This is a genomic window from Desulfosarcina sp. (assembly GCF_046496365.1).
Taxonomy (GTDB): Bacteria; Desulfobacterota; Desulfobacteria; order Desulfobacterales; family Desulfosarcinaceae; genus Desulfosarcina.
Window position 1 is genome coordinate 1 of sequence record NZ_JAWOHB010000042.1, and the last position, 6,282, is coordinate 6,282.

Here is a 6,282-nt window from a genome sequence, read left to right on the forward strand (position 1 = left end):
GCAATTGGGATAGCCCGACAGCCATGTTGCAATGAGACTCGAAAGATTTGCCAACGACCTCCAAATACCATCACGCCATCCAGAATAATGTAAACTTCCACGGCCGACCTATCGAGCTTCTGGCGCGGAGCCTGCGCACCGGAGGGATCATCCTCATCGGCGAGCCCTACTGGCGGCAGTTACCGCCGACGGAAGATGTTGCCAAGGGGTGTCTTGCCAACTCAATCTCCGACTTTCTCATGCTTCCAGAGCTTCTCGCGTCTTTCGGCCACCTTGGCTACGACGTCGTCGAAATGGTTCTGGCAGACCAAGACGGCTGGGACAGATACGAGGCGGCCAAATGGCTCACCATGCGCCGATGGCTTGAAGCAAATCCCGACGACGAATTCACGAAAGATGTTCGCGCCAAACTGACCTCGGAACCCGAGCGCTACGCCGCTTACACGCGTGAATACCTGGGCTGGGGTGTTTTCGCGCTGATGCCGCGGCAATGAGTGGATTTCCGGGCGACTCAGAAAGTGGGGAAAATCCAATCAAGCCGACGTTGCTTCGCGGCGCGGTTTAATTCGGATGTTGATGTTTCATGATCCGAAGCTGATAAAACCGCGAACCCGATTTTGGAGGGATAACGACTCTAAGCATCTACGACTGGGTTGGATGGCTTGACGCTGGAACTGGTATGGGGATTATCCTTTTCGCGCTATCACCGACCCGGTAGGGGCATCATGGGGCTCGCGTCGGGTGCGTCGAGGAGGCAGTTGGATCTTCAACCGGGCAGGGGATGAGCCCACTGCGAGAGAAAGGGGTAGGTCATGGCGTTTAGACGTTTGATGGCGCCGATCGTTTTTATGCCGTTTTGCATCTTTCTGATCGCTTCCCCCCTGCCGGAGGCCTCGGCCGGTTCGGAGGGCAAAAAGACCAACAGCCTGGGGATGGAGTTTGTGTGGCTCGCGCCGGGCAGTTTCGATATGGGAAGCCCGCCGGGGGAAGCAAACCGAGACGATGACGAGCGTCAGCACCGGGTGACGCTGACACGCGGTTTTTACATGCAGACGACAGAGGTGACGGTGGGCCAATGGCGTCGGTTCACCAGGGAAACCGGGCACCGCAGCGAGGCTGAGACAGATGGCGGGGCGTATGTTTGGAGCGGAAAAGAATGGGAGAAAAAAGCTGGTACCTATTGGGATAGCCCAGGCTTCAGCCAGGCAGACAGCCACCCGGTGACATGCGTGTCATGGAACGACGTTCAGGCATTCATTGGCTGGCTAAATGGCAAGGGCGAGGGAGCGTACCGGCTGCCGACCGAAGCCGAATGGGAGTATGCGGCGCGGGCGGGCTCGACGGGGCGTTTTTGTTTCGGGGATTCGGATAGCGGGCTGGACCCTTACGCCTGGCACGGGGGCAATTCGGGCCGAAGGACCCATCCGGCGGGGACACGGCAGCCTAACGTCTGGGGTTTGCACGACATGCACGGCAATGGCTGGGAATGGTGCCAGGACTTGTATGGGGATTATCCATCAGGCGCGGTGACTGATCCGGCAGGGCCTTCGTCGGGCGAGTCCCGGGTGCTTCGTGGAGGCTGCTGGGACGAACGTGCCAGGCACTGCCGCTCCGCCAACCGCGAAGGGCTCGAGCCGGGTGCCCGGCTCAACTACTTCGGGTTCCGGCTCGTCCACCTCCCCATTCAGTGAGCTACACAGGGGCGAGCGCCGCCGCGGCGACCATAGGATGATGCCGGGCTTTGCGCGGTCGCCCCGGTTTGCCCGTGGCAGGCGCAGGTATCAACTTGTGAAACAACTCCCCGGGAACTGTAGCGTAAGAGGGCAGTTCATCGGAGACAAACAAAGGCTTATTCGGGTATCGGTCGGTCAAATCGCACAGCATCCGCCGCGCGTCGTCAAGTTCGCGCCCGCCGATCCAGAATGTGATCAGCAAGCGCGTGGGGGCGTCGATAGCTGTCCAGATCCACGTTTGTCCGTACTGCTTTTCCAGGTCGGAGAGTGATAGATTCAATGAATCAGGCATTTAGAGAAGTTCAGAATAATGCCTGGATGTTTTGAGTAGCCATTATCTCAGGACTGCACAGAAGCTTCTGGTCCACAAAAATATGAAGACAGCCATGATCTGCAAAAAATATTTTGAACTGGTGACGTTAGGGAAGCCAATAACCTCGTAGATGATTTTAAGAGAGGAGAACACAGTTGTCCTATATGGACAGTATATTTCGCTCCAACTATCGGTCTTCATATTCCTTAACTTTTTGAGATAATGGGCTTTTACCTGACCTTAGGGCAGGTTTTTTATGGAGTGATATCGTGGCCAAGGGTGTTATTAACGAATTAGCAAATTTCAGCAACCAATCAGTCCCTTTCATCCGATTATTCATACCAAAAAGGAGACTTACTCATGAATCGCACAATGCTATTTTCCTTATTGCTATCTTTTTCCATTCTTGTAGGATGCGCGGGCACTGGAATGAAGATACAAAATGGATACACACCCGACCCGAACGCCAGCATTAAATACTCGGTCGACCCAAAGGTAAAGATGTCGCAAGAGGCTTTGGGGATTTTCAAAGAACGCTTGGAGTCTCAGTTCCGCGCCAGCGGTCTACCTGTAACGGGGTCTTCGGCGGCCAGATCCGTTGAGATTGTCATTACGAACTACTATATGCGTCATGGAGCGGCCCGGGCGCTCGTGGGAATTATGGCAGGCGTAGACAACATCCAAAGCTCGATTATCGTTCGCGACATGACATCGAATGCAGTCTTGGGGCAGTTTTCCGTTAAATCCTCCAACCCAACTGCAATCTTTACATCAAGAGGGTTGATTGAGGACCATGCCGACAAGATCGTCCGTTATGTGTCATCAGGGCATGAATAGGTAAAATGGTGTCTAACTCGCTGCAGGTGACGTTCATTCGTCACGTCGCTTTACTTGCCCGTTGCGGCTGAACTCCATCGCTATGACTACTAATCAAGCGTTCGTTTCTGATAGACTTAAATATCGATGGTTAACGTATGCAATAAATATTAGCGAAGCTGAGACCAGACAATCAGAGCATGGAAAATATAAGTAGAGGATTAAAAACAGGATGGCAAAGCTCTTCGATCCCATCAAAATCGGTTCTATGGAACTTGTGAACCGTTTCGTCTGTTCGGCCACCTACGAAGCCATGGCAGATGCCGACGGTCAAGTGACGGCGGATATCTTGCAGAGGTATGACCGGATTGCACGAGGCGGCGTGGGGCTGATTATCCCCGGACACATGTATATCCATCCTCGCGGGCGTGCCATGGGAAAGCAAATCGGCATCTACGACGACGCCATGCTGCCTGGCCTGGAAGCTCTGGCCGACAGTGTTCATCGAAACGGAAGGCGGATTGTGTTCCAACTCGCCCACGCCGGACGCCAAGCTCCGCGCAAAGTGACGGGGACAGCGCCTCTGGCCCCTTCCGGACAGGGGCTGGACCCCGTCACATTGAACCGTCCGCGGAAGATGAGCGAAGCTGACATCGCAGCAACCATCCAGGATTTTGCCAATGCGGCCAGGCGTGCCAAACAGGCCGGCGCCGACGGAGTGCAGCTTCACGCGGCCCACGGGTTCCTGCTCAACGAGTTTCTCTCGCCGTTTTACAACCGGCGCAGAGACGCCTGGGGTGGCAGTGCTGAAAAGCGCTTCCGCTTTGTTCGCGAAATTATCGCCGCCGTTCAAAAAGCCGTGGGAGGTTCCATTCCGGTATTGATCAAGATAAACACATGTGACTTTACGCCTAAGCCAGGGATCGTTCCTGAACTGGCCGCCCGTTACGCCCAATGGCTGCGGACCGCGGGAATCGATGCCGTGGAAGTCAGCAGCGGCACCTACTACAGTTTCCATACCGCACGCGGCGACATTCCGCTTGATGAACTGGCACGGGGGTTGCCCTCCTGGATGCGGCCTTTGGCCAAGTTGAAGTTCAAAAGCCTCATCAAGCCCTGCGCATTCAAGGAGTCCTACAATCTTCCGGGGGCTGAGGCGGTTCGACGAGAGCTTGGCGGCGTGCCCCTCATTCTGGTGGGTGGAATGCGACGCAGACGTCAAATGGAGGAGGTGCTGGAAAATGGCGAGGCGGACCTGATTTCCATGAGCCGCCCCTTTGTAAGAGAGCCTTCCCTGGTGCAAAAGTTCCGGGAGGGAAAGTCCGAAACTGCGTCTTGTGTCTCATGCAATATGTGCTTTGCAGCCGTCTTCAATAATCTACCGCTGCGCTGTTACCGGAATGGACTGCCGATGAATATTTCATAAAAAGAGATGGGAATCAGATTTCTTGTAAACACCCGGATATGAGAGGACACCATGGACAGCTATGGCCTGAAAGTTGCGCTTTTGGGCGCCGGAGCGATTGGTGGGGTAACAGGGGCCAGGATGAGCAAGGCCGGCTGGGATGTTCAGGTTGTATGCAAACATCCGGAGGCGGTCGCTCTGAGCAAGGATCCAGGCTTTCACATTTTCGGAATCGGGGGCGAAAGCGATATACCTGTGCGCGCGGTCGCAACAGCCGACGAACTTCAAGGCCCGCTGGATGTGGTTTTTTTAGCAACCAAGGCAGGCGAGGCGATTGCGGCCGCCGAAAGCCTGCTGCCCTTTCTGAAGCCTGAGGCTTCGGTGGTGTCCCTGCAAAACGGCATCTGCGAAGAGGCGCTGGCGCGGGTCGTGGGTGAGGATCGGATCGTCGGTTGCGTGGTGGCTTGGGGGGCCACTTTTCACGGTCCCGGTCGGATGGAAGTCACCTCCGAGGGCCATTTCGTAGTGGGCAGATTGGACTCGTCCGTCGATGCGCGCCTCGAAACCATCCGAGAAATGCTATCTGCCGTTGCTCCCACCCGGATCTCCACCAACATCATCGGCGAGCTTTATTCGAAGTTGATCATCAATAGCTGCATCAATTCCTTGGGCGTCATCGCCGGGGTCCCGCTCGGTCAATTGCTGGCGGTCAGAAAGATTCGTGAGCTATTCATCGCCATCATGAGCGAGGCCATGGCGGTGGCCGATGCCATGAATTTGACTGTGCCTCCTGGCGGGGGCAAGCTCGATTACGGCAGTTTTTTGAAAAAAAAGGGATGGCTGGGGGAGCTGCGGCGCCACCTTACAATCCGCATCATCGGCTACAAGTATCGGAGGATTCGCTCGTCAAGCCTACAGAGTCTCGAACGTGGCCGACGCACCGAAATTGATTATCTCAACGGCTACATCTGCCAGCAAGGGCGGCGGCGCCATATACCGACGCCGATAAACGACGCGGTGGTGGCGATGATCCATGAGATCGAAGACGGCAATAGATCCATATCAATGGCTAATCTTGACGATCTGGGAGATATGATTTAGAGGAACGAATAATTACGGATGCAGGACGATAGCAATCATTTATCGTAATTCCATTTTCTGCATGGAGGACTGATGAGATCGATCAATCGGCAAGTAATGATCATTAGGCCAAAAGATCCGTATGTCCAATGGATAAATTCACTTCCGGAAATGGATGATCCGTGCAGTATCGATTCGTTGAATAATGATTGTACCGCAATCCTCATACCCCATTTTGATGATGATTCTGAATCTTTAAAATTTGTAAAAAAATTCTATCGGAAACTTTTCGAGATAGAACTTGAGAGCTGGAGTACGGATGAACGAACTTGGCCCACGAAGAGAACTTTTTCAGTATTTTGCGACTGGTTTAGGCCGGAATTTCATTCTGAGGTTTTCGATTTTGGCGAAGGCCGGATCGGAATTGATGAATAATGCATGAAAGCATCAAGCGATCCAGCCTTCGGCCTCCGGATTTGGAGGCGGCGATTGTTGTCGTTCCCCCACCGCAAGGTTTCTTCAAAATAACAATTGCCACTGCTTGACAGGGTCATTAAATAGTTCATGAATGCGTCATGGATGCCAGCCAAGGGAGAACATGACCATGGCCCATACCGGAACCCGGAGTTTGTATTCCCGTCTTGTTGATCGTCTGAACAGATTTCCCCAAGGCGCCCCGCCATCGGACCTGTTGTTTGCCATTTTGAAAATGCTGTTCAGTGAAGAAGAGGCCGGCCTGGTGGCCCAGCTGCCCATCCGCCCCTTCACCGTGGCCGATGCGGCCCGTATCTGGAAGATGAAACCGGCAAACGCCCGACGCATCCTGGACCAGTTGGCCTCCCGGGCCATCCTGGTGGACATTCCTCGCAACGGAGAAGCCCAATACTGCCTCCCCCCGCCCATGGCCGGGTTTTTCGAGTTTTCCATGATGCGGG

The 6,282-nt window shown here is 54.4% G+C and carries 6 protein-coding genes and 1 pseudogene; 6 read left to right on the forward strand and 1 reads right to left on the reverse strand.

The window, feature by feature from the left end; genetic code table 11:
• Positions 1-47: 47 nt before the first annotated feature.
• Together R6V78_RS02795 and R6V78_RS02800 are read left to right on the forward strand one after the other, a co-directional pair.
• Positions 48-494, forward strand: coding sequence for a hypothetical protein (locus R6V78_RS02795; RefSeq protein WP_410287803.1), 447 nt, complete (start codon positions 48-50; stop codon positions 492-494).
• A gap of 318 nt (positions 495-812) precedes the next feature.
• Entirely contained in the window at positions 813-1,691 is an 879-nt protein-coding gene (locus R6V78_RS02800; RefSeq protein ID WP_410287804.1) for a formylglycine-generating enzyme family protein, read from the forward strand.
• Between the two features lies 1 nt (position 1,692).
• Here the strand turns inward: R6V78_RS02800 and R6V78_RS02805 are convergent, their stop codons facing one another.
• Complete coding sequence (locus R6V78_RS02805) at positions 1,693-2,025, reverse strand: hypothetical protein (protein WP_410287805.1); 333 nt, start codon at positions 2,023-2,025, stop codon at positions 1,693-1,695.
• A gap of 381 nt (positions 2,026-2,406) precedes the next feature.
• Between R6V78_RS02805 and R6V78_RS02810 the strand changes: the two genes are divergently transcribed.
• From R6V78_RS02810 to R6V78_RS02825, 4 genes and pseudogenes are all read left to right on the forward strand, one after another.
• Positions 2,407-2,883 (forward strand): DUF4410 domain-containing protein, encoded by a 477-nt coding sequence (locus R6V78_RS02810; RefSeq protein ID WP_410287806.1) that lies wholly within the window; start codon positions 2,407-2,409, stop codon positions 2,881-2,883.
• Positions 2,884-3,094: 211 nt separating this feature from the next.
• Positions 3,095-4,288 (forward strand): NADH:flavin oxidoreductase, encoded by a 1,194-nt coding sequence (locus R6V78_RS02815; protein ID WP_410287807.1) that lies wholly within the window; start codon positions 3,095-3,097, stop codon positions 4,286-4,288.
• A gap of 51 nt (positions 4,289-4,339) precedes the next feature.
• Positions 4,340-5,368, forward strand: a complete 1,029-nt coding sequence (locus R6V78_RS02820) for a ketopantoate reductase family protein (protein WP_410287808.1) — start codon at positions 4,340-4,342, stop codon at positions 5,366-5,368.
• Positions 5,369-5,951: 583 nt separating this feature from the next.
• A pseudogene (locus R6V78_RS02825) lies at positions 5,952-6,282 on the forward strand ((Fe-S)-binding protein); the annotation flags it as partial.